The sequence below is a fragment of the Curtobacterium sp. ODYSSEY 48 V2 genome, assembly GCF_023712625.1.
Classification (GTDB): domain Bacteria; phylum Actinomycetota; class Actinomycetes; order Actinomycetales; family Microbacteriaceae; genus Curtobacterium.
On record NZ_JAMAXX010000013.1, the window covers coordinates 1 to 19,455 of the forward strand.

Sequence of the window (19,455 nt, forward strand, 5' to 3'; positions counted from 1 at the left end):
TCGTCCGCTGCGGAGCGACCCCGTGACGGAGGGGTGGCGGGGTGCCTGCGGGCACCGCGCCTCCCGTCCGTAGTCTCCGGAGCAATCCTCGCGGTTGGCTTGTCTTCCGGCCGGAGGTCCGGCAGCATGTCCCCAGAAGAGCGGACAGCCGCCGACGGGGGACCTCACCAGCTCCCGCCGTGTCGGACCGGCCCACCACCGGCGTCCGCGTGCACGGATCAGGAGCAACGATGTCAGGACAGTCCAGCGCGCCCGCTTCGCGGCGCACCAGGGCCGCGGCGCTCGTCGCCGGCGGCGCCCTCGTCGTCGGCGGGGTCGGGTACACGCTCGCGTCGTGGACGGACACCGAGTGGGTGTTCGGCGGGAACGGGACCGGAGGGCCGGGGATCGGGACCTCCACCTTCGAGGTGGAGCAGAACGTCACCGCGGCGCTCGACTCCGGGTGGACGCAGGCCGAGGAGAACCCCGGCCAGGAGATGACCTTCGGCCTCGACGGCATCGCGCTCTCGCCGGGCGACGCGACGTACGCCGGTGTCCGACTCCGGACGGTGGCGGGCTCGATCGCGGGCGACGTGCGGATGGCGGCGGCGGAGACCGCGACCGGGGTGACGACCTCCGACCCCGGCGAGCTGCTCTGGCAAGCCCTGCAGGTCCGCGTCGCGACGACGGCCGACGGCGTCCCGTGCGGTGCGACGGCCTTCACCACCGGCACCGTCATCGCCGACGGGCCCCTTGCGTCGACCGGAGCCGCCGCGAGCCAGGCGCTCGCGGCGGACGCCGGTTCGGAGCAGGCGTACTGCTTCGAGGTGTCGCTCCCGACCACGCCGTCGCTGCCCGCCGGGGTCGCGCTCGACGCACTGCAGGGACGGACCGCGGCGCCGGCATGGGTGTTCGCAGCCACCTCGAGGTGACCGGGGTCGTTCCGGTGCAGGACAGCGCGGCAGTGGTCTCGACCGCCGCTGCACGCCGTCGCGGCGTGCTGCACCGCCTGCGAGCCGTCGTCGTCGCCGTGGCGGGGGTCGTCGGTGTCCTCTGCGTCGCGTGGTGGGTCGTCGCCACGACGACGGGGCTGTCGCTCGTGGTCGTGACCACCGGGTCGATGAGCCCGACGATCCCCGCCGGGGCGGTCGTCGTGTCCGAGCGGATCGCAGCGGCTGACGTGCGACCGGGGCAGGTCGTCACGGTCCCGCGACCGGGATCCGAGCTGCCGGTGACCCACCGCGTGGTCGCCGTCGATCGGGTGCCGGGTGACCCGGAGGCGAGGTCGCTGACGATGCGGGGCGACGCGAACGACACGATCGACCGTGATCCCTCGGTCGTCCGCGAGGCCCGGCTCACCGTCGCCAGCGCCCCCGGGCTCGGGCACGTGCTGCAGTGGTCCTCGACCCCCGTTGCCCGCGGGCTGGCGGTGGCGACGGTCGGCCTGCTCGTCGTGTGGTCGTTCTGGCCAGCACGACGGACCGCTCGGGACGACGACACCGGAGCGCGAGCATGAGTCGTACGGCGGGCGCTCGTGCGGGAGTCACCGCGGCCGGAGCGGTCATCTGCGCCGTCCTCGGGCTCGCCAGCGGCGGTGCGGCCGTCGCAGCGGGGTGGCACGTCGTTCCCGAGACCGGAGTACCGGGCGGTCTCGTGCTCGAGGCATCGCCGTACCCGCTGCGCGCACCCGAGCTGCAGCCCGGTCGACCGGTCCACTGGCAGGTGCGCACCAGTGTCGACCGACCAGGGCTGATCGCGACGGAGGTGCAACTCCGTCGGGACGGAGCGCTCGCCGAGCACCCGGACGGCCTCCGGGTCGCCGTGTCGGCGTGCGAGCGGCCCTGGCGAGGACTCGATGCCGTGCCGGTCTGCGACGGCGGGCAGCGGGTCCTGTCGGTCGGTCCGGGAGAGCCCGACACCCTCCGTGTGCCGGTCTCCGATCCCGACGGCGACGGTGCGACCTGGCTGCTCGTCGAGCTCGCCGTCGCCGACACCGCGGGAGCCTCGGCCGACGACGGGCTCATGGGACTCCGAGCGACCGTGGGGCTCGGGGTGACCGCGAGCGCGGACGACGCGGTCGCGGGGCCACCGGTGTCGCCGACGGCGTCGTCCACCTCGCTGGCCTCCACCGGTGCGGCCTTCGTGGCGCCGCTGTTCGTCGCGGCGGCGCTCGTGCTCGCCGGGGTGGTGGTCCGGGTGTGGCGGACAGCGGCGTCGAGCGACGGGTGCGCCCGGTGATCCCGCGCACGAGCCCCCGCCAGCGACCGCGCCACCGTGCCCGTCACCGCCCGGCGGTGCTCGGCATGCTGCGCCGTGGTCGTGGCGCCGTGCTGGTCGGGATCGTGGCGGTGGTCGGGGCGACCGCAGCGGTGACGGTCCCCGGACCCGCCCCGTCGACCGCGACGTGGCAGGACTCGGAGTGGGTGCACGGTGACGGTGCTCTGGGGACCTCGTCGTTCTCGTGCGGCGAGGACGTCGGCTACACGGCGAACTCCTCGAGCCGGTTCCTCGCCGGGAGCGTGGCGGGGCAGGACCTCGGGGCGGTCGCGGACCTGCGCGGGCTCGACGTGACGAAGACCGGCACGCAGGGCGTCTCGGTCAGCCCGGCGACCGCGCCCGAGATCATCCGCACGGAGACCACCGCCGCGTACGGCAACCCCCTCGACGTCGGCGTCCTGGGCAGTGTCGCCGGACTCGACCTGACCGGCCTCGGCACCGGACTGCCCGGAGGATCGGCCGGAGCGGTCAACCAGGTCGCGACGTCCGTCGCCACGGGCAGGTCGGTCGCCGCTTCCGGCCTGGTCAGTGACTCCGGGGGCGTGCTCGTCACCGACACCACGCCGACCGAGGCGCTGCCCGAGCCGGCGACGCTCGACCTCGGGCAGGCCCTGGCAGGGGTCGTCGACCTGCGGAACGTCTCGGACGTCGGGCTCGAGGTCGGGGCCGTGGGATCCTCGGCGCAGCTCGACGGCTGCGACCTGCTCGAGGACGAGGTGTGGGGGACCGCGGGTCCCACCGCGGCCGGTGCAGGTGCTGACGCGCCCACCGTCCGACCTGCGTTGCTCGCGGCGACGGGGACCACGACGGCTCCCGTTGCGGCTGCCGCTGCCGACGGGTCGCGGCGGGTGACGCGCGACTACGGGATCGCCGGGCTCGACCTGCGGATCGACAGTCCGCTCGTCTCGTCGCTCACGAGCTCGGTGGACAGCACGGTGCGGACGCTCGACGGCGCGGTGGCCCAGCTCGCCGGTCCGGGCGGGCTGCTCGCGAACGCCGTCAGGGCCGAGATCGGCGCGGAGTTGCTCGGCGGCACGCTCCGCGTCGGGACCGTGCGCGGCAGCGTGACCCTGCAGGGAGCCGACCTCGGGACCGCGATCGCCCCGATCACCCGGGAGCCGCTGACCGACGGCGTCGTCACGGTCGACCTCGCGTCCGGCAGCGTCCACGTCGACCTCGCACGGCTCGTCGGTGGTCGGTCCTCGGGGTTGAACGGCCTGCCCCCGAACACCGAGATCGTCCTCGACGCCGGTCTCGTGGACCAGCTCACGGCCAGGGTCACGGCGATGCTGGACGCCTGGACGCAACGCATCGCGGCGGTCCTGACCTCGACGCTCGAGGCGTTGCGCCTGCAGGTCGCGCTCGACGTCCAGCTGCTCGGCCTGCTCGGGACACCGGTCGTCGAACTGGACATCCGCACGGACAGCGGGCTCGGGACCGCCGCCGGCGGGAGCGGGACCGTGACCGTCGGGTCGAAGCTGCTCGGGCTCGACCTCGGACTGGGCGGTCTCGTCAGCCTGCTCGTCAGCGGCCTCACGGAGGACCTCCCGGGAGTCGTCCAGGGTGTGGCGAGGGGACTCCTGGCCCAGGTCACCACCGCGGGCAGCACCCTGGCAGCGGCGACGGGGCCGCTCGTGGCCGCGGTCACACCGGTGCTCCGGGCGCTCCCCGCGCTGCTGTCGGTGCAGGTCAACGTGCAGCGCGACCTCCCCGGTTCCCGTGACGGTCGGTACGCGAGGACGGGCGCGTACTCGGTGACGGCGATCCGCATCGGTGTCCTCGGACCGGGCGGAGGCACACCCCTCGCCCGGGTCGACCTGGCGTCGTCGACGGTCGGGCCGAACCTGGTCGACCTCGGTACCCCGCGGTCCTGAGGGCCTCCGCCGCCGCGCTGACACGGAGCGGGTCGTCCCCTAGGGCTGCCGTCGGCGTCTCGACTCCGCTACCGTCGCGGTACGCGGGCGACGAGTCCGTGAGCGACCGGAGGGGGCACCGTGACGACGGACGAGCGCGCGCAGGACAGCGACCGACCGCTGCGACGACCGACGGTGGTCACCGCTGCCGTGGCGATCTGGGCGGTCGTGCTGCTGGTACGGATCGCCACGCTCTCGGTGGCATCGGTGCAGCTGGCGCAGGACGAGTCCGGTGGTCCGCTCATCGCCGCGATCGGTGGGGTGCTCGGCCTCGGGATCTGCGCGCTGCTCGCCTGGGCGACCCTGCTCGTGTGGCGCGGTTCCGGCACCGCGCGGGTGTGGCTCGGGGTGCTGGGTGCCTTCGCCCTGGTGGACGTCGTGATCGCCGTGGCCGTCGGGAGCGCGGACCGGCCCACGCTCGAGCCGGTCGCCGTCGTCGCCGCGGCCGTGCTGCTCTACCTGCCGTCGGCACGCCCGTGGTTCCCTCGCTGGGAGCGACGCCCGCGTGCGCAGGAACCGAGGACCATCGGCTGGGACCCGCAGACCGGGGAGCGGATCACGGAGCCGCGCGAGGCCGCCGACCAGCGCTGAACACGCCGCGCCCGCGCGCGACACGCCGAACCGGGAACCGATCGCGTCGGTGCGGACACCACCTGACATGAACCAGATCACGGGGGACCGGGCCGACTGGGCCCTGAGCCTCGCGGGGGACGGGCAGGCCTTCGGCAGGGTCTTCGACCGGCACGCCGCGAGGCTCCGGCGACATGCCGTCGGCCTCGTCCCGGCAGCAGCACCGGCCGACGCGGACGACGTCGTCGCGATGACCTTCCTCGAGGCCTGGCGGCGCCGTGACCACGTCCGCTTCGTCGACGACTCGCTCCTGCCGTGGCTCCTCGTCACGGCGACGAACACCGCGCACAACGTCACCCGGTCGGCGCACCGGCACCGGGCGTTCCTCGGCCGGTTCCCGGCGCCCGAGCCGGCGCCCGACCCAGCGGAGCAGTTCGGCGACGGCGGTGCGGTCGCGGCCATGGGGCGGCTGTCGCTCGACGACCAGCGCGTCCTGACCCTCTGCGTGCTCGAGGGACTCAGCGAGCGCGAGGCGTCGGCGGTGCTCGGCGTCGCCCCCGGGACCGTCAAGTCCCGACTCCACCGGGCGAAGGCCCGGCTCCACAAGCGGTACACAGCCACAGCGGAACCCCTCGGAGGCGCACTGTGAACGACGACTTCTCCCCCCGCCTGACCGCCATGCGCGACGCGCTCGTCGCGGAGGTCGACCGGTCCGGCACCCCCGGCACCGCTCCCGTCCCTCGTCGCCGTCCGACCCGGGGCGCGGTGCTCGCTGTGCTCGCAGCCTTCGTGGTCGGCGGTGGGCTAACCGGCGGGCTGACCGCGGCCGCGCTGCCCGGAGCCGACCCGGACGCCGCCGTCGAGACCCAGCTGGCGACGTCCGCGCGGTACCAGGTGGAGGAGAGCAATCACGCGACGGTGCTCGGGACCCCGACCTTCCTCGTCACGCACGGCGACCGGACCATCACGTTGGACGACCGACCGCGCGGTGCCGACGCGATCACGGTGTCGTGGACGTGCCTGGACCGGGCGGACCTCCGGGTGGCGGTCGACGGGACGCGCGTGGACGTCGGCGACCCGTGCCTGCCCTCGACCGAGGACGTCATCCGCACGCCGTGGAGCATGACCCCGGCGGACGACGCCGGGAACCCGTCGGTGACGCTGTCGAGCTCCGGGTCGGCGCGGTACGCCGTCTGGGTGTCGTGGGTGCAGCGGGCGACGATCGCCGAGCCGTCCCCGCAGCAGGACGCCGAGACCGACGACGGGGTCGTCACGTTGCAGGAGTACACGACGGCGTTCAACCGGCTGCAGGCGTGCATGGCCCAGGCCGGCCACCCGATGGCCGTCGTCCCGCTCACGTACGCCGCGGACGGCCTGTGGAGCTCGACACCGGGCGGCGACGGGCCCTGGTACCGGTACGGCATCGCGTCGGAGAGCATCGAGGTCTACGACACCCAGTGCTACCCGCGCGAGTTCGAGGCCGTCGACACGATCTGGCAGGGCGAGCACCCGGAGCCCTGACCCGGCACCGCGGCGGACGGGAGGCACGGTGCCGGCTGGCACCGTGCCTCCCGTCCGTCAGCGGTGCGCGTTCCGCGACGTCGCGGCTGTCGAACGACAGCGGTCTCGTCGCAGGACGCGTGTCACGCGCCGCCGCCCGCGTGCCTCACACGCCCGCGGGCACCGCCACCCGTGTCAACCGCACCGGCACCGCCTTCGACACCGGCGTGTTGCTGCCCTTCGCCGCGCTGTCGAGCGGCACGAGCACGTTCGCCTCGGGGAAGTACGCCGCCGCACACCCGCGAGCACTCGGGTACGCGACGACCCGGTAGTCGCGCAGCACGCGCTCGACGTCGTCGTCCCACACCGTCGCGACGTCCACCCGGTCGCCGTCCTGCAGCCCGAGCTCGACCAGGTCGTCCGGGTTCACGAAGACGACGTGGCGGCCCTTCTTGATGCCGCGGTACCGGTCGTTCAGGCTGTAGATCGTCGTGTTGTACTGGTCGTGCGACCGCAGCGTCTGCAGCAGCAGGGTGCCCTCGGGGCGCTCCACGTGCTCGAGCTCGTTCACGGTGATCATCGCCTTGCCGGTCTTCGTGGCGAAGGTCCGGGAGTCGCGGGGACCGTTCGGCAGGACGAAGCCCTCCTTGCTCGCGGCGCGGCGGGAGTAGTCGTCGAAGCCGGGGACGACGTGGCTGATGTGGTCGCGGATCACGTCGTAGTCGTCCCGCATGCCCTGCCAGTCGACGGCCACGCGGTCACCGAGGGTGGCCTTCGCGAGCTCGCAGACGATCGCGACCTCGGACAGCAGCCCGGGGGCGACCGGCGGGACCTGCCCGTGGCTGCCGTGCACGGAGCACACGGTGTCCTCGACCGAGACGAACTGCGGGCCCGCGGCCTGCACGTCGATCTCGGTGCGGCCCATCGTCGGCAGGATCAGGGCTTCTTCGCCCACGACGGCGTGCGACCGGTTCAGCTTCGTCGACACCTGCACCGTCATCTCGGTGCCGCGGAACGCCGCCTCGGCGAGCTGGCTGTCGGAGATCGCGGCGACGAGGTTGCCGCCCATCCCCATCCAGAACTTGATCTCGCCGCGCTGCATCGCCGTGATGCCCTTCAGGGCGTCGACCCCGTGCTCGCGGGGCGGCTCGAAGTGGAACTCCTCCGCCAGGGCGTCGAGGAAGCTGTCCGGCATCTGCTCCCAGATGCCCATCGTCCGGTCGCCCTGCACGTTGCTGTGCCCGCGGATCGGCGAGGCGCCGGCGCCGGGTCGGCCGATGTTCCCGCGGAGGAGCAGGAGGTTGATGATCTCCTTGATCGTGTCGACGGCCTTGGTGTGCTGCGTGATGCCCATCGCCCAGGTGATGATCGTCCGCTCGGAGCGCATGTAGCGCTCGGCGAGCTCGTCGATCTCCTCGGTGGTCAGGCCGGTGGCGCGGAGGACCTCGTCGTCGTCGACCCGCAGGACGTGCTCGACGAACGCCTCGTACCCGCTGGTGTGCTCGGCGATGAAGGCGTGGTCGACGACCGTGCCGGGGGCGGCGAGCTCGGCCTGCACGACGCGCTTCGCGAGCGCCTGCAGCAGGGCCATGTCGCCGCCGAGCCGGATCTGCACGAACTGGTCGGCGATCTCGGTCCCGCGGCCGACGATGCCCCGGACCTTCTGCGGGTTCTTGTAGCGCTTCAGGCTCGACTCGGGGAGCGGGTTGACGGCGACGATCTCGGCGCCGTTCTCCTTGGCGTCCTCGAGCGCGGTGAGCATCCGGGGGTGGTTCGTGCCGGGGTTCTGGCCCATCACGATGATGAGCTCGGTCTCCTCGAAGTCGTCGTAGGCGATGGTCGACTTGCCGATGCCGACGACCTCCGCCATCGCGAGGCTCGTCGACTCGTGGCACATGTTCGAGCAGTCGGGCAGGTTGTTCGTGCCGAAGGCACGGACGAAGAGCTGGTAGACGAAGGCCGCCTCGTTCGAGGTGCGCCCGGAGGTGTAGAACGACGCCTGGTCGGGAGAGTCGAGCCCGTTCAGCTTGTCCGCGATGATCCCGAACGCCCGCTCCCAGCTGACCGGCTCGTAGTGGTCCTTCCCCGCGGGCTTCCACACGGGTTCGGTGATGCGGCCCTGCTGTCCGAGCCAGTACTCGGTCTTGTCGGCGAGGTCGTGGACCGAGTGCTCTGACCAGAACGTGCGCGGCACGAGCAGCGGGGTGGCCTCCCACACGACCGCCTTGGCGCCGTTCTCGCAGAACTCTGCGGTCTTCCGCTTGTCCGGGTCCGGCCAGGCGCAGCTCATGCAGTCGAACCCGCCCTTCTGGTTCAGGTTCAGCATGAGCTTGGCGGTGCGGGCCACGCCCAGCTGCTCGATCGCCGGGGCCATCGAGTGCAGGACGCCGGGGACGCCTGCGGCCCACTCCTTCGGTTCGCCGACCGTCATCTCGGCGTCGGTCACGTCGTCCTTCGGGGGCTGTTCGGTCACGGTGCGCTCACGGTCTCTCGAGGGGCTGGTGCTGGTTCGGTGATGCGTTCGGGGCGGCTGTAGACGACCATGCTCTGGCCGCGCAGGAAGCCGACGATCGTGATGCCGACCTCCTTCGCCAGGTCGACCGCGAGCGACGACGGCGCGGACACGGCGGCGAGCACCGGGATCCCGGCCATCGAGGCCTTCTGCGTCAGCTCGAAGCTCGCCCGGCCGGAGACCATGAGGACCGTGCCGCGCAGGGGCAGCCGTCCTTCCTTCACGGCCCACCCGACGACCTTGTCGACGGCGTTGTGCCGACCGACGTCCTCGCGGAGCACGAGCATCCGCCCGCTGGCGCCGTCGAACAGCGCTGCGGCGTGCAGGCCGCCGGTCTTCTCGAACACGTCCTGGGCCTCGCGCAGCCGGTAGGGGAACGTCGCGAGGAGCGCCGGGTCGAGCACGAGGTCGTCGTGCAGGACGCTGTGCTGCGAGGTCGTCCGCACGGCGTCGATGCTGGCCTTGCCGCACAGGCCGCACGAGCTCGTCGTGTAGAACGCGCGCTCCAGGCTCGGGTCCGGCGCGGGGACGCCGAGTGCGAGCGTCACGTCGAGCACGTTGTAGGTGTTGAGCCCCTCGTCAGTCGCGCCGGCGCAGTACCGGGCGGCGGCGAAGTCGTCACCCCGGGCGATCACGCCCTCGGACACCAGGAACCCCGCGGCGAGGTCGACGTCGTTGCCGGGCGTCCGCATGGTGATCGCGAGCGAGTTCCCGCCGACGCGGATCTCGAGCGGCTCCTCGACGGCCAGCAGGTCGTCGCGCACCGACCGGGACGTCGCGACGGTGATGCGGGTGACGCGCTTCCGCGCCGTGATCCGGCTCATGCTCCGGGTCTACCACCCGTGCCCGGCACCCGCCAGGGCGGTGCGGTTCCCGCACGCCGTCCTGTGGCGGTCCTCAGGCCTGCCGTCGGACCGTCCGGTGCGCCCGTCAGCACCACGGCAGCCGGACGGGAGGCACGTCCTCGCCCGCCACGCCGCCCCCGGCCGGGACGACCAGCAGTCCGTCCGCGTCGGCCAGGCCCCGCAGCATCGCCGAGGTCTGGTGCGACGCCGGGACGGCGCCCTCGGGCGTCGCGCGGTACGCGAGCACCAGCGCGCCCGGTCGGTCGTTGGGCACGTCGACCGCGAGCCGCACCCGTCCCACCGGCTCGAGCGGCCGTCCGAGCAGTCCGGCGACGAGCGGTCCACCGAGCAGCACGAGGCCGACCATCGCGGCCATCGGGTTGCCTGGCAGGCACAGGAACACCGTCGGGCCCCGGCGGGCCAGCAGCATCGGTCGACCCGGACGCACGTCGACCCGGTCGACGAGCAGCTCGGCCCCGATCCGGGCGAGCGCACCGCGGACGTGGTCGGTCGACGAACCGGCCGTGCCGCCCGTGCTCACGACGAGGCGCTCGCGGGCGGCGTCGAGCACGCGGGCGGTGGTGTCGGCGTCGTCCGGCACGCGGTCCGCGGCGACGGGGTCGGCACCGAAGGTCCCGAGCACCGCGGGAAGGGTGTGCGAGAAGACGTCGCGGACCTGTCCGGGTCGTGGGACCCCGGCACCGACGACCTCGTCGCCGAGCACCGCGACCCGGGCGGTCGGGACCGGCGCGACGCGCACGTCGTCGACCCCCGAGGCGGCTGCCAACGCTGCACGCGGAGGCGTGAGCACCGTGCCGCCGGTGAACAGCACCTGGTCCCGGGTGACCTCCTCGCCCGCCGGCCGGACGTGTCGTCGGGTGGACGGCGTGTGGCGGACCAACCGGCCGTCGTCGTCGACGGTGGCGTCCTCGGACCGCACCACGGCCGCCGTGCCGGGCGGGACGGGTGCCCCGGTCGTGATCGGTCGGGCGTGCCCGGTCGTCAGCGGCGCGTCGGACGGGACCGCTCCGGCGACGATCGGCGCGCCGAGCACCCACGGCCCCGGTCCCGCGACGGCCCACCCGTCCATGGCTGCGCCGTCGTGCCCGGGGACGTCGCCGCGGGCGGCGAGGTCGCCGGCGAGCGTCCGGCCGAGCGCCGACGCCAGGTCGAGCCGGACGGATCCGGCTCCCGGGTCGGCGGCGGTGTCGGCGGCGAGGCGGACGCCCTGCCGGTGTGCCTCGTGCCGGGCGTCGGACCAGGACGGCAGGACCAGCGTCACCGGGCGTCGGACCCGGTGGTGCCGTCGGTCCGGCCCGTCTGCTCGGGTCCGTCCGGGCCGTCGGTCGTGTCCGGGGTGTCCCCGTGCGCGAGCGCGAGCCGTGTCGCGGTCGCTGCGGCGTCGGCCAGGTCCGCCTCCGACCCGCCGCGGAGCCCCGCGGCGTACCCGACCAGGAAGGTGGTCAGCGGGGCAGCCGGACGGGCCACGCCGTGCGCGGCGTCACGGGCGAGGTCGAGCACGACGTCGCGGTCGAGCGCAGAGCCCTCGGGGAGGCCGAGCGCCTCGGCGAGCTCGGCGGTCCAGGCGGCGAGGACGTCGTCAGTGGTCATGCGGTCAGTCAAGCAGCCGGGCGTCCGCCGTGGCCCGCGTGGCGTCCTCCGGTTCGTCCACGTCCGCACAGAGTGCGGCGGGCAGCGGGACCTCGACGAGCCGGAGGCCGTCGGTCAGCCGTCGCACCGCCGCGCCGGTCGGGTCGCCGAGCGCCCGGACCGCGGCGCGCAGCGCGTCCGAGCGGTACAGCGCGAGCAGGTGCTGGCGACGCCCGTCCTCGTCGACCGCGACGACGCCGTCCGTGTCGTCGGGTGCCGTGCCGGCGGCGTCGAGCAGCAGCGCGGCCGCCGGCTCCGGACGCACGAGGTCGCACGCGAGCACGAGCGTCCACGGCGCGGGGTCGGCCACGGCGGCGAGTCCGGCGGCGATCGCGGCGACCGGCCCGCCGAGGGGCGGGTCCTCGCGCGTGTGCACGACCCCGGCGGGTGCACCCCGTCCCGCCCGCAGCCCGACGAGCACGGTCCGACGAGCGCCGGCGGCCGCGGCGACGGCGTGGTCGGACAGTGCGACGCCGTCGGCGACGAGGGCGGTCTTGTCGATCCCACCCATGCGCGTCGCTCGGCCGCCGGCCAGCAGGACGGCGTCGTGGTGCGGTGCGGTCGGGGAGGTCATGCCTGCACCGTAGCCGGACGGCCCGGGGTCAGGAGCAGCGCTCGAGCGCGAAGGACTGGAGTGCGTCCCACTGCGACGGTCCCTGGCCCAACGCGGGGCCCCACCGGTGCAGGACGCGGCACCCGAGCGCGGTCGTGGCCTGGCGCACCGGGTCCGCGGCGCGTCCGTCCCGTGCGACGAGGAACAGCCGTTCCCGACCGGAGTGCACCATCGACTCGATCTGCGCCGCGGAGAACACGGCTACCTGTCCGGAGAACCCGCCGTCGGTCAGGACCTCCTTGCCGGTGGCACCGATCACGTCCGACGCGACCCGCCACGAGTCGGTGAGGAACAGCGGGGCGCCGTCCCGCCCGCCACCTGCGCGCTCGGCGTCCCGCACCAGTTCGGCGTCCGCCGTGGGCAGGCCCTGCCCAGCGCCCCACGGGTCCGGTGCCGAGACGGTGAAGGGAGCGTCCTCGGTCGCCTGCCCGACGCGGCGGGGACCGCCTCGGCCCGGCGCCGACACCCGCCGCGACCGTGCAGCGTCCCACGTCGCAGCGTCCTGTCGCACCCCGACCGACGCGTCGCCCCGGTCACCGTCGCGAGCGGCGTCGAGCGCCTGCAGGGAGAAGCACGCGGGCCCGAGCACGACCGCGGCGACGAGCAGGGCCCCCGCGGTCCGGCGCCCCGCCCCGCCCGGCGCTCGTCCGGTCGCCGCCGACCCGGACCGACGGCTCCGGACAGCGAGCACGACGAGGGCGGCGGCGGTCGTGCCGACGGCGACGGTCGCGAGCAGTGCCGGCTCTGCCGAGGTGCGTGCGAGCCAGGTCCACCAGGCGCCCTGCAGGACGAGCAGCCCGGCGGGGACGAGCCGCAGTCGGCGGTCCGGCGCGTCCGCGAGCCGGGCGGCTCCCCACCAGCCGAGGGCGGCGAGGGCGGCGAGCTGCACGCCGATGCCCGCGACGTAGGCGGTGTGCGGCAGGTGCATGACGGACAGGACCACCACCGCGGTCGCCAGCCAGACGACCAGCGTGCACAGCGTGGCGGAGGGGACCCGGGCCTCCCGGACGGTGCGCCGCGGCCACCAGCGGAACGCGCCGAGCACGATCCCGGCGAGCGCAGCGGGCCACGACCACCCGACCTGCGAGGCGTAGCGGGGCGAGAACAGCTGCAGGAGCGGGTGTCCGGCTGCGTGGCTGACCGCGAGCGACCACCGGTCCGCGGCCGCGTCACTCGCGGTCCGCAGCGCACTGACGGCGCCCGGCCAGGCGCCCGGCAGGAACCGGTCGACCCCGTTGTAGCCGAAGACCATCGCGAAGACGCTGTCGTCGGTGGAGCCGTCGACGAACGGGTGGTCGGCCGTCGGGAGCAGGGCGACGACGACCGACCAGCCGAGGCTCGCGACCAGCGTCGCCGACACCAGGGCGGCGAGGTGACCGGCGGCCCGACGCCAGCGCGGACCCGGACCGGCGGTCGCGACGAGGGTGCCGACCACCAGCGCCGGCAGGACCAGCCACGCCTGCAGCATCTTGGCCTGGAACCCGATGCCGACGAACAGCCCCGCGAGCAGCAGCGGCCACCAGGTGCGGGTCAGGGCGGCGCGTTGCCACCACACGAGGGCGACGGCGAGCGCAGCGGTGAGCAGGCCGTCCTCCATCGGGTGGCCGAACATCGACACGAAGATCGGGGTCGCGGCGGTCAGCGCGGCCGCGACCAGACCGGCGCGGGCCCCGAGCCAGCGGAGCACGACCACCGACACCGCCAGCGTGGTGACGGCGCCCTCGACGACCTGCGGCAGGCCCATCGCGGCCGCGGACATGCCGAAGAGGTGCACGCTGATCGCCTGGGGGACCGCGAAGCCGGCGAGCTTGTCGAGCGTGACCGTCGCATCCGGGTCGAAGGAGCCCGAGAGGAAGGCCGGCAGGGACTCGGACATGGACCGGACGGCGCTCGCGTAGAAGGACAGGTCGCCGCCGCGGCCGAGGTTCCAGCTCGTGAGCACCGCGCCGAGCACCACCACCAGGGTGAGGGTGGTCTGCTCCCACCGGCTCTGGTGCCACCACCGGGCCGGGCGTCCCGCGGCCGCGTCGATCGTCGTCGTCATGCGGTGACTGTCCCGCCGCAGTCGATGGAGCAGCCGTGCGGAGCCGCCCGGGGGCAACGGATCCGTTCAGCCAGGCCCCCAGGGAACCGCGGTCTCCGGACGACGGTGGGGTCGGGGCTGTCGCGTCCGCCGAGCACCGGCTATGTTCGGCAGCACAACAAAACCGGACGACGCTGGCGACGCGGCCGCCGGAGGAGCAGCCCATGGTCGAGCACGGAGTCCAGCACGAGTCGGTCGCGCACCGCACCGGCGAGACGGTCCTGACGGTCGTCGACCACCACGGCGCACCGCTGCCGGACGTCGAGGTCGCCGTCGAGCAGACCCGGCACGCCTTCGGGTTCGGCAACATCGGGTTCGACTTCGTGGAGCTGGCGAACGACGAGGTCGACGGTGCCGGACGGGAGCGCCTCGAACGCCTCGCCGACCTGTACGCCGACGTCTTCACGACCGCGACGCTGCCGTTCTACTGGGGGCGCTTCGAGCCGGAGCGCGGGCGCCCGGACACCGCTCGACTCCGGCGCACCGCGGAGTGGTTCCGCGACCGGGGGATCGCGCTCAAGGGGCACCCGCTCGTCTGGCACACCGTGCAGCCGGACTGGCTCCCCGGGCTGCCCCTCGACGAGGTCGAGCAGCTGCAGCGGGAGCGCATCCGCCGTGACGTCGGCGACCTCGCCGGGCTGGTCGACACGTGGGACGCGATCAACGAGGTCGTCATCATGCCCGTGTTCGACAACGGCGACAACGCCATCACCCCGCTCGCCCGGGCGAAGGGCCGCATCCCGACGATCCGGATGGCGTTCGAGGAGGCCCGCGCCGCGAACCCGCACGCGACCCTGCTGCTCAACGACTTCGACCTGTCGAGCGCGTACGAGTGCCTGATCGAGGGCGTGCTCGAGGCCGGCGTGCAGATCGACGCCATCGGGCTGCAGACCCACATGCACCAGGGGTACTGGGGTGAGGAGACGATGCTCGCGATGGTCGACCGCTTCGCCCGGTACGGCCTGCCGCTGCACCTGACCGAGACCTCGCTCGTGTCGGGTGACCTCATGCCCGCGGACATCGTGGACCTGAACGACCACGTGGTGGACTCGTGGCCCTCGACGCCCGAGGGCGAGGCCCGACAGGCGGACGAGGTCGAGCGGCACTACCGGAGCCTGGTCGGGCACCCCGCGGTCGAGGCGGTCACCTCCTGGGGCATCACCGACGCGGGCGCCTGGCTCGGCGCGCCGATCGGGCTGGTCCGCGAGGACGGGACGCCGAAGCCGTCGTACGAGGCACTCCGTCGCCTGGTGAAGGACGAGTGGTGGACCGGGCCGACGGTGCTCCGCACGGACGAGCGCGGGCAGGTGCGGGTGCGCGGGTTCCGGGGGGAGTACCGGGCCGAGGTGCGGGGCACGTCGGCGGCGGTCACCGTCGGGCGCGAGCCGGCCGAGCAGCGGGTGGTCGCGTCCGCGACGTGACCAGCGGCGGACGGGAGGCGCGGTGCGGGTCCGTCCCGTGCCTCCCGTCCGGTGTCGCCCCCCGGTCCCGCGCCGCGCGGTGCGGTGCCGTCGGGACCGCGGACGCGGCCCTGCGTGCTCAGCCCAGGTCGAGCGTCCGGCCGAACGTCCGCGTGACGGGCGGCGCGGCGACGATCGCCGCGAGGGCCCTCGGGGCACCCTCGTCGGTCGCGCGCCAGGCGACGTAGGCGTCGTGGTCGGCGGGCGTCGTCCACCGCTCGAGCACGACGAGGTGCAGCGGGTCGGAGTCGTCGACCAGGACCTCGAGCGACTCGTTGCCGGCGAAGGTCGCCGTCTGGGCGAGGGTCTCGCGGATCGCGGAGTCGATCGTGTCCTGCGCGACGTCGTCTCGCAGCTGGACCTCGAGGAGGACCGTCTGGGTCATGTGCGTGCCTTTCGTCTGGTGCTCGTTCTCGGCACCCGTCCGTCGGGTGCCGAGTGCGCCAACGTCCGGGTGACCCGTGGTGTTCCGCGGACCGACGGAGAAGCGCAGAATGCAACGTCGGCGACTGCTCGCAGCGGTGGGGCGCTGCGGGGAACCGCCGGAGTTGCGCGTTGCGGGCCCGACGCCGACACATGTCGGAAAGAAAGCTTCCGGAGGAAGGTTTTCGGTGTTACTGTCCTGATCACCTAGCAGCACTAGGTATTCGAGAGGGCACGCCGCCCCCGATGGCTCGAGGAGGAGTCATGTCGACACCGACGTCGAAGGAAGAACCGCAGTCCGGTCTCGCCGGTACCGCGAACCCGCCGGTCACCGCGGCCGCGGGAGCCACGAGCACCGACCCCGCAGCCGCATCGCGTGCGTTCTCGGTCGAGGGCCTCACGCAGAACGTCAGCACCGTCCGGGTCGGCCCGAAGTACCTCTGGGCACTCAGCCTGGCCCAGTTCGGCCTCTTCGCCGCCCTGCTCACCCCGGTGTTCGTGGGCATGGCGATCAAGGCGACGGTGCTGAACCCGGACAGCCCCGAGACGATCGTCGGGTCGGTCCTGCCGTTCGGTGCCCTCGGCGCCCTGCTCGCCAACCCGCTGGCGGGGGCACTCTCCGACCGCACCCGCACGCGCTGGGGTCGCCGTCGGCCCTGGATGGTCGGTGGCGTCGTCGTCTTCGTCGTCGCGCTGGCCTGGCTCGCGTTCGCGCCGGACGTCCTGCAGCTCACCATCGCGTGGGTGCTCGCCCAGGTCGCCGCGAACGCCGTCCTCGCCACCCTGACCGCGAGCTTCGCGGACAACGTGCCCGAGTTCCAGCGCGGCAAGGCGTCGAGCGTCATCGCCCTCGCGCAGAACATCGCGATCCTCGCCGGCCTCTACCTCGCCGTGTACCTGGTCGGGAACCTGCCGGTCCTCTTCATCGCGCCGGGCATCCTGGCGATCGTCGTGATCCTCGTCTACGCGGTCGTGGCCCGCGACGAGCTCCCGGCCACGACCAAGCCCTTCAGCTGGGTCACCCTGATCGCGTCGTTCTGGACGAACCCGATCAAGCACCCCGACTTCGGGCTCGCCTGGTGGGGCCGCTTCCTCATCACCTTCGGCACGTTCATGTTCACGACGTACCGCGTGCTGTACATGCAGGAGCAGATCGGGATCGAGGACCTGGCCGAGGCCACCGCCACCGTCGCGTTCGGTGTGCTCCTGTACACGGTCGCCCTGCTCGTCAGCGCCGCGGTCTCGGGCTGGGTGTCCGACCGCGTCCGACGCCGCAAGGTCTTCGTCTGGGGTTCCACCGCCCTCACCGCGGTCGGCCTGGTGATCCTCGCGCACGTCGACAGCGTCGGCGGGTTCTACTTCGCGGAGATCGTGCTCGGGTTCGCCTTCGGCATCTACGCAGCGATCGACACCGCGCTCGTCGTCGACGTGCTGCCCGACCCCGAGCGTCCGGGCAAGGACCTCGGTGTCATCAACATCGCCAACGCCCTGCCGCAGTCGCTCGCCCCGGCGGTCGGCCTGTTCCTGCTGGGCCTCGGCGGCGGCCAGAACTACACGCTCATGCTCTGGGGTGCCGGCGTCGCCGTGCTCCTCGGTGCGCTCGTCATCCTCCCGATCAAGAAGGTCCGGTGACCACCGTGGCACCCCGCATCTCCCTCCAGCTCTACACGGTCGACAAGGCGCTGGCGCCCGACCTCGACGGCGGCGTCGCCCGCCTGGCCGGCATCGGGTTCGACACCGTCGAGGCGTTCGCCTTCGTCGGCCGCGCAGCCGAGCTCCGGACGGCGTTCGACGCGCACGGCATCAGCGCCCGCACCGGCCACGCCTTCCTGGTCGAGGAGTCGATCCCGCTGCCGGACGGCACGGTGATGACCGCCCCGTCGCACGCCGAGACGTTCGCCGAGGCGTCGGCGCTCGGCATCGAGATCGTCATCGACCCGTTCGTCGGTCCCGACCACTGGACGACCCGCGAGGGCGTCGAGCGGGTCGCCGCCCGGCTGAACGCCGCCGCCGAGGAAGCCGCCGTCCACGGCCTGCGCGTCGGCTACCACAACCACGACCACGAGCTCCGGCCGCGCATCGACGGGAAGCCCGCGCTCCAGGTGCTCGCCGAACTGCTCGACCCGCGCGTCGTGCTCGAGCTCGACCTGTACTGGGCGTCCGCCGCGGGCATCGACCTCGTGCCCTTCGTCGAGGAGCTCGGCGACCGCATCGTCGCCGTGCACGTCAAGGACGGCCCGATGCGCGAGGGGATCTCCACCGCGCAGGTGCCGACCGACCAGACCCCGGCCGGCCAGGGCGACGTCCGGCTGGCCGAGGCGCTCGCCGCAGCACCGGCGCTCGAGTACGCCGTCATCGAGTTCGACGGCTTCGACGGGGAGATCTTCGACGGGGTCGAGCAGTCGTACCGCTGGCTGCAGGCCGCGCTCGCCGGGTCGGACGAGACCGCCACCACGGGGGTGTCCGCATGACCCGCACCGGCCGCGTCGGCGTCGGCTTCATCGGCGCCGGGATGATCAGCGAGCAGTACCTGACGAACCTCACGACCTTCCCGGACGTCGAGGTGGTCCGGATCGGCGACATCGACACCGAGCGCGCCGCGGCGTCGGCGGCGAAGTGGGGCATCCCCGCGTCGGGCACCGGCGACGAGGTCCTCACCGACCCCGACGTCGAGATCGTCGTGAACCTCACCCTGCCCGCCACGCACGTCGAGGTCTCCACGGCGGCACTCCGCGCCGGCAAGCACGTCTGGAGCGAGAAGCCGATCGGCGTCGACCGCGAGAGCGCCGCCGGACTCGTGGCGCTCGCCGACGAGCTCGGCCTGCGTCTCGGCATCGCACCGGACACCGTCCTCGGCACCGGGTGGCAGACCGCGAAGCGCGCGATCGAGGCCGGCGCGATCGGCACCCCCCTCACCGCCGTCACGAGCTTCCAGTGGCAGGGACCGGACGTGTTCCACCCGAACGCGTCCTTCCTCTACGCGAAGGGTGCCGGCCCGCTGTTCGACATGGGCCCGTACTACTTCACGGCGCTCGTGCACCTGCTCGGCCCGGTCGCGTCCGTCGTGGCGACGGGGTCCCGGTCGCGCGAGACCCGGCAGCTGGTGGTCGGTCCGAACGCCGGGCAGGAGTTCCCGGTCGAGGTCCCGACGCACCTCTCGGTGCTCACGTCCTTCGAGCAGGGCGGGAACGCGCAGTCGCTGCTGTCGTTCGACACCCCGCTGTTCCGGCACGGCGTCTTCGAGGTGAACGGCACCGAGGGCACGATCGTGCTCCCGGACCCGAACACCTTCGGTGGCGGACACCCGATCCGCATCGCACGACCGCTCGGCACGGACGTGTCGTTCCCGATCGAGCAGGCGTGGGAGACCCTCTCCGACGAGGAACCGACGGTCGGCCGCGGCCTCGGCGTGCTCGACATGGCACGGGCGATCCGCGGGGGCGGTGCGCACATCGCGACCGGCGAGGTCGGGTACCACGTGCTCGACACCATGGTCGCGGTCGAGGAGTCCGTCGCGCGCCGCGCGTTCGTCGAGGTTGCGTCGACGGTGGCGCCGATCGCGTCGCTGCCCGAGGACTTCGACCCGCTCGCCGCGACCCTCGAGGGTGCGTCCGCCACGGTCTGAGCGGC

Annotated in this window: 18 protein-coding genes; 11 read left to right on the forward strand and 7 right to left on the reverse strand. The window is 73.6% G+C overall.

The genetic code is table 11. From position 1 onward, the window contains the following. The first annotated feature begins 230 nt into the window (after positions 1-230). The 7 genes from M3666_RS15965 (at position 231) to M3666_RS15995 (ending at position 6,260) form a co-directional block, all read left to right on the forward strand. Positions 231-911 (forward strand): acyl-CoA dehydrogenase, encoded by a 681-nt coding sequence (locus M3666_RS15965; protein ID WP_251155770.1) that lies wholly within the window; start codon positions 231-233, stop codon positions 909-911. Next, positions 908-1,495: a signal peptidase I gene (locus M3666_RS15970; protein ID WP_066656173.1), complete on the forward strand. Its 588-nt coding sequence runs from the start codon at positions 908-910 to the stop codon at positions 1,493-1,495. The genes M3666_RS15965 and M3666_RS15970 overlap by 4 nt, the downstream gene beginning before the upstream one ends. After that, positions 1,492-2,217 (forward strand): hypothetical protein, encoded by a 726-nt coding sequence (locus tag M3666_RS15975; protein WP_066656170.1) that lies wholly within the window; start codon positions 1,492-1,494, stop codon positions 2,215-2,217. Before M3666_RS15970 ends, M3666_RS15975 begins: the two co-directional genes overlap by 4 nt. Beyond that, complete coding sequence (locus M3666_RS15980; protein ID WP_251155771.1) at positions 2,214-4,130, forward strand: choice-of-anchor G family protein; 1,917 nt, start codon at positions 2,214-2,216, stop codon at positions 4,128-4,130. The genes M3666_RS15975 and M3666_RS15980 overlap by 4 nt, the downstream gene beginning before the upstream one ends. Positions 4,131-4,250: 120 nt before the next feature. Next, positions 4,251-4,760, forward strand: coding sequence for a hypothetical protein (locus M3666_RS15985; RefSeq protein ID WP_251155772.1), 510 nt, complete (start codon positions 4,251-4,253; stop codon positions 4,758-4,760). Between the two features lie 67 nt (positions 4,761-4,827). Beyond that, positions 4,828-5,388, forward strand: a complete 561-nt coding sequence (locus M3666_RS15990; RefSeq protein WP_066656163.1) for an RNA polymerase sigma factor — start codon at positions 4,828-4,830, stop codon at positions 5,386-5,388. Beyond that, the gene (locus M3666_RS15995; protein ID WP_251155773.1) at positions 5,385-6,260 is read left to right on the forward strand and encodes a hypothetical protein; all 876 of its coding nucleotides are present in this window, start codon (positions 5,385-5,387) and stop codon (positions 6,258-6,260) included. The genes M3666_RS15990 and M3666_RS15995 overlap by 4 nt, the downstream gene beginning before the upstream one ends. A 145-nt stretch (positions 6,261-6,405) precedes the next feature. Here the strand turns inward: M3666_RS15995 and M3666_RS16000 are convergent, their stop codons facing one another. The 6 genes from M3666_RS16000 to M3666_RS16025 form a co-directional block, all read right to left on the reverse strand. After that, positions 6,406-8,670, reverse strand: coding sequence for an FdhF/YdeP family oxidoreductase (locus M3666_RS16000; protein ID WP_209685966.1), 2,265 nt, complete (start codon positions 8,668-8,670; stop codon positions 6,406-6,408). A gap of 38 nt (positions 8,671-8,708) precedes the next feature. Beyond that, positions 8,709-9,575: a formate dehydrogenase accessory sulfurtransferase FdhD gene (gene fdhD, locus M3666_RS16005; RefSeq protein ID WP_251155774.1), complete on the reverse strand. Its 867-nt coding sequence runs from the start codon at positions 9,573-9,575 to the stop codon at positions 8,709-8,711. Positions 9,576-9,681: 106 nt separating this feature from the next. Next, a complete protein-coding gene (locus M3666_RS16010) occupies positions 9,682-10,878 on the reverse strand; it encodes a molybdopterin molybdotransferase MoeA (protein WP_066656155.1) in 1,197 nt (398 codons plus the stop codon). Next, complete coding sequence (locus tag M3666_RS16015; protein ID WP_251155775.1) at positions 10,875-11,207, reverse strand: DUF6457 domain-containing protein; 333 nt, start codon at positions 11,205-11,207, stop codon at positions 10,875-10,877. Before M3666_RS16015 ends, M3666_RS16010 begins: the two co-directional genes overlap by 4 nt. Positions 11,208-11,211: 4 nt before the next feature. After that, positions 11,212-11,820: a molybdenum cofactor guanylyltransferase gene (locus M3666_RS16020; protein ID WP_251155776.1), complete on the reverse strand. Its 609-nt coding sequence runs from the start codon at positions 11,818-11,820 to the stop codon at positions 11,212-11,214. A 28-nt stretch (positions 11,821-11,848) separates the two neighbouring features. Continuing rightward, on the reverse strand, positions 11,849-13,903 hold the full coding sequence (locus tag M3666_RS16025) for a glycosyltransferase family 39 protein (RefSeq protein ID WP_251155777.1): 2,055 nt from the start codon (positions 13,901-13,903) through the stop codon (positions 11,849-11,851). A 203-nt stretch (positions 13,904-14,106) separates the two neighbouring features. Between M3666_RS16025 and M3666_RS16030 the strand changes: the two genes are divergently transcribed. Further along, entirely contained in the window at positions 14,107-15,363 is a 1,257-nt protein-coding gene (locus tag M3666_RS16030) for an endo-1,4-beta-xylanase (RefSeq protein WP_251155778.1), read from the forward strand. 118 nt (positions 15,364-15,481) lie between these two features. Here the strand turns inward: M3666_RS16030 and M3666_RS16035 are convergent, their stop codons facing one another. Beyond that, positions 15,482-15,787, reverse strand: coding sequence for a putative quinol monooxygenase (locus M3666_RS16035; protein WP_066656138.1), 306 nt, complete (start codon positions 15,785-15,787; stop codon positions 15,482-15,484). 302 nt (positions 15,788-16,089) lie between these two features. Here M3666_RS16035 and M3666_RS16040 point away from each other — a divergent pair, with 302 nt between their 5' ends. From M3666_RS16040 to M3666_RS16050, 3 genes are read left to right on the forward strand one after another with little or no spacing between them, the layout of a single operon-like run. Continuing rightward, entirely contained in the window at positions 16,090-17,457 is a 1,368-nt protein-coding gene (locus tag M3666_RS16040) for an MFS transporter (protein ID WP_066656135.1), read from the forward strand. Continuing rightward, complete coding sequence (locus tag M3666_RS16045; RefSeq protein WP_235426371.1) at positions 17,454-18,296, forward strand: sugar phosphate isomerase/epimerase; 843 nt, start codon at positions 17,454-17,456, stop codon at positions 18,294-18,296. Before M3666_RS16040 ends, M3666_RS16045 begins: the two co-directional genes overlap by 4 nt. Continuing rightward, positions 18,293-19,450, forward strand: coding sequence for a Gfo/Idh/MocA family protein (locus M3666_RS16050; protein ID WP_209685846.1), 1,158 nt, complete (start codon positions 18,293-18,295; stop codon positions 19,448-19,450). The genes M3666_RS16045 and M3666_RS16050 overlap by 4 nt, the downstream gene beginning before the upstream one ends. Positions 19,451-19,455 lie beyond the last annotated feature (5 nt).

Coding starts and splice junctions, on each gene's coding strand:
- M3666_RS16015 (WP_251155775.1), bottom strand. CDS start 11,207: ATGACCACTGACGACGTCCTCGCCGCCTGGACCGCCGAGCTCGCCGAG.
- M3666_RS16030 (WP_251155778.1), top strand. CDS start 14,107: ATGGTCGAGCACGGAGTCCAGCACGAGTCGGTCGCGCACCGCACCGGC.
- M3666_RS15965 (WP_251155770.1), top strand. CDS start 231: ATGTCAGGACAGTCCAGCGCGCCCGCTTCGCGGCGCACCAGGGCCGCG.
- M3666_RS16000 (WP_209685966.1), bottom strand. CDS start 8,670: ATGACGGTCGGCGAACCGAAGGAGTGGGCCGCAGGCGTCCCCGGCGTC.
- M3666_RS16020 (WP_251155776.1), bottom strand. CDS start 11,820: ATGACCTCCCCGACCGCACCGCACCACGACGCCGTCCTGCTGGCCGGC.
- M3666_RS16025 (WP_251155777.1), bottom strand. CDS start 13,903: ATGACGACGACGATCGACGCGGCCGCGGGACGCCCGGCCCGGTGGTGG.
- M3666_RS16050 (WP_209685846.1), top strand. CDS start 18,293: ATGACCCGCACCGGCCGCGTCGGCGTCGGCTTCATCGGCGCCGGGATG.
- M3666_RS16040 (WP_066656135.1), top strand. CDS start 16,090: ATGTCGACACCGACGTCGAAGGAAGAACCGCAGTCCGGTCTCGCCGGT.
- M3666_RS15990 (WP_066656163.1), top strand. CDS start 4,828: ATGAACCAGATCACGGGGGACCGGGCCGACTGGGCCCTGAGCCTCGCG.
- M3666_RS16035 (WP_066656138.1), bottom strand. CDS start 15,787: ATGACCCAGACGGTCCTCCTCGAGGTCCAGCTGCGAGACGACGTCGCG.
- fdhD (WP_251155774.1), bottom strand. CDS start 9,575: ATGAGCCGGATCACGGCGCGGAAGCGCGTCACCCGCATCACCGTCGCG.
- M3666_RS15975 (WP_066656170.1), top strand. CDS start 1,492: ATGAGTCGTACGGCGGGCGCTCGTGCGGGAGTCACCGCGGCCGGAGCG.